The 3,224-nt window shown below is 71.1% G+C and carries 1 protein-coding gene; it reads right to left on the reverse strand.

The features are described from left to right. A partial coding sequence (locus tag AB0J09_RS60330; RefSeq protein ID WP_360712808.1) for an NB-ARC domain-containing protein occupies nt 1-2,693 on the reverse strand: 2,693 nt, incomplete at its 3' end. Nucleotides 2,694-3,224: the final 531 nt, after the last annotated feature.

Raw genomic sequence — 3,224 nt, forward strand, 5'->3', positions numbered from 1 at the left:
GCGAGCCAGGTGCCGTCGGGCGCGATGGCCACTGCGCTGACGTGTCGGCTGCGGTCGGTCGCGGCACGCTGCCGTGGCCTGGTGGTGTCCCAGATGCGGACCCGGTTGACTTCGCCGGTGGCGAGCCAGGTGCCGTCGGGTGCGATCGCCATCACGGTCGAGCCGACGAGCGTCATGCGCTGTTCCCAGTTCGTGGTGTCCCACAGCCGCAGGTCGCCGCCCTCGCTCGCGGCGGCGAGCCAGGTCCCGTCCGGCGCGACCGCCACCGCGTTCACCCTGCTGCTGTAGCGCAGCGCCTGGAGTTCCCGCCAGCTGGAGGTGTCCCAGATGCGCAGGTGCGACGCTGCGTCGACCGTCGCCATCCATGTGCCGTCGGGGGCCACGGCCACGCCGTACACAGAGCGGTCTCCGGGCAGTTCGGCTCGGACCGTGCCGGTGGCGACATCCCAGATCCGTACCGTCGACCCGCTGGATACGGCGGCGAGCCAGGTCCCGTCTGGCGCGACCGCGAGCGATCCGATCTGGTTGAGCAGGCTGCGGCGGCCTACCAGCGGGGCCTGCTCACGCCAGCGGTCGGTATTCCAGATTCGAATCGACCGGTCCTTGGCCCCTACAGCGAGCCAGGTGCCGTCGGGCGCGACCGCCAGGCCGTTGACCCGACGGCCGACGTACAGCGTGCGGCGCTCCTGCCAGCAGCGCGTGTCCCAGATCAGCACGGTGCCTGCATGGTCGCCGATGGCGAGCCAGGTGCCATCGGGCGCGACCGCCGCAGCAGACACCTTCCCGATGTGGCTGGTGAGCACCGCGCGTTGCTGCCAGGTCGCGGTGTCCCAGACGAGCACGGTCTTGTCCGAGCCACCGGTGGCGAGCCATGTGCCGTCCGGGGCGATCGCCATGGCGTACACCCAGTCGGTGTGGCCGATAAGGACGCGGCGCAAGGCTGGGTCCGGCAGGTCCGGCAGCGGCCAGTCGTTGACCAGCGTGGGCCCCACGCGCCGGGCGGCCAGCATCCGTGCCTGCGGTCCCCAGTCAGGATCGTCGGCCATCCGGCTGTGCAGCACGTCGACGCATGAGCGGGGTGGGTCGGTCGCTCTCAGCAGGTGCGCGGCCCGCCCGAGGAGCCCGCGCAGGCGGATCGTCTGCGGCGTATCCACGTGCCTAAGGTCCGCCAGCGGCGCGGCGGGACCGGATCGCTCCAGCCGCGCCGCGACCCACCGTAGATCGGTGACGAGCGCCTCGGCATCGGCCGTCGCGCCCGCAGCGCACAAGTGCTCGACGAGGTGGTCCCACAGGTACCCGTCCGGCTCGGGCAACCGCCACCACGCTGCGGTGGTCCTCGGTGGGTCGTCCGGGTCGGCCGGCAGGCGGGCCGCGAGCTTATCGAGTAGCCGCCGGTGCAGGTCAGTGATCGTCGCCGGGCCGAGCTCGCCGCGAAGGAAATCGCGCAGCACGTCGTGCATGCCGACGGTGCCGTCGGCGTCGGTCGGCTCCAACGTCACGAGGGCGAGGTCGGCCAACCGGGCGCACATCGCGTCGGCGGTGAGCCGGTCGATCCCACCGGTGGCCTGCCACAGCGTCGCCACCAGCGCCGCCGGCACCGGCTCATCCTCGGCAAAGATCGCCAGCTCAGCGAGGCGGGCGCGCTCGGGCGGCGCGAGCAGGCCACGGCTGGCCTCGATTGTCGCGGCTACCGCGCCGATACGCTGTCGTGGGTCGCCGACGTCCAACCGTTGGGGCGCAGCGCCAGTGAGGCGGTCGACCTGGGCCACGCCGTCGTGCCGTAGCGCCGCCAGCAGCTCGCGCCCCACCACGGCCGAGTCTGTCCGCAGCCGAACCTGGTCGCGCAAGATCCTGTTGACCAGCCGCAGCAGCAGCGGCCACCGCCCGGTCTCGGCCAGTAACCCATCGAGCACGTCCGGAGGCAGAGTGGGCAGGTCGGCCAATAGCACCGCACGCGCCTGTACGACGGACATCTGATCGACCGGCACGGCCGTCACCGTGTGACCGGCGTTGAGCGCCGGCACCCGCGTGGTCACCAACCTGGCGCACCGCCCGGCGACCGGAAACGCGGCGAGCTGGTCGTCGAACCACACGTCGTCGAGCACGATAAGCCGCGACGGCCCGGCGGCGAGCACCTTCGCCAGATGATCGGCAGCCTGCTGCACGTCGGCGAACGGTTGCGCCTGGCTGGGGTCGACCTGTCGGACGAGGTCGTTGACCTTCGAAACCAGGTCGTCACGGCGCACGTCACGGCCAAGCGTCACCCAGTACACCCGCCCGCCAAATCGGCGCAGGATCCTTCGGTCGGCCCGTACGAGCTTCGCCACCGTGGTCTTGCCGAAACCCCCAGCACCCTGCACCGCCGCGGTGATACCGGCCGGGGCACGCAGCGCACGCACGATCTGGCCAACCTCGGCCGGCCGGTCGACGACCCACCGCTCCGGGCGCTGCACCGGCGGTATGAGCGCGGCGAGTTCCCGGTCAGCGAGCCGCTGGCTCCAACCAGCCAGTACCGCCGCACCGGCCACCGCGGCGGTCGCGCCCACTGTCCACCAAAGCGGATGCCGCTCGACCGCAGGAAACCAAGGACTCGACCCGCCGGTGGCCACATTGGACGCGATGGTCAGCAGCGTGCCAGCACCCGCAACGACCAGCGGCACCACCAGTGCCAGGACAATCCGCCGCCAGCGCATCACCGCTTCCCTTCCCGCCTCACGATAAAGGAAGTGACGGGTTCGTACAGGATGTGAGCGGGCGTGGGTTGCCGATGCACTGCGGCGGCATTCCCGCCCCACAGTCCCCGACGCTCTGGGCCCGCTGCACCCGCCAGCCCACCGGACCGGCGCCGGTCGCCATGGCCAGGCACGTCGACGCCGCCACCGCGAAATCGCACTCGGCCACAAAGCGGCGCACGGGCCAGGATGACAGGCGCCTTCTTGTGGGGACCGCCGCCGTGTCCCATCAAGATCAGGGCGGCACCTGTTGATGTCCACAGCGCGCCGGGAATCTACCGAGGGTGACGATTCGGACGTTCACGTGCAACCCGGCCGACGCGTCGGCCGTCCTCGCGTTCACCAGCGCGTCGGCGCAACCGGAGCAAGCAGCGGGCCGGGACGGGCTCTTCGGACCGGGGTCACGTCCACGGACGTGGTGTATGAATCGATCTTCGCGTGATCCTGTTTCTGCAGGTTAAGCGGTAAGTGTCTGCGGGAGCGGGTTGGGGA

It is taken from the genome of Nonomuraea sp. NPDC049784 (assembly GCF_040659615.1).
Classification (GTDB): Bacteria; Actinomycetota; Actinomycetes; order Streptosporangiales; family Streptosporangiaceae; genus Nonomuraea.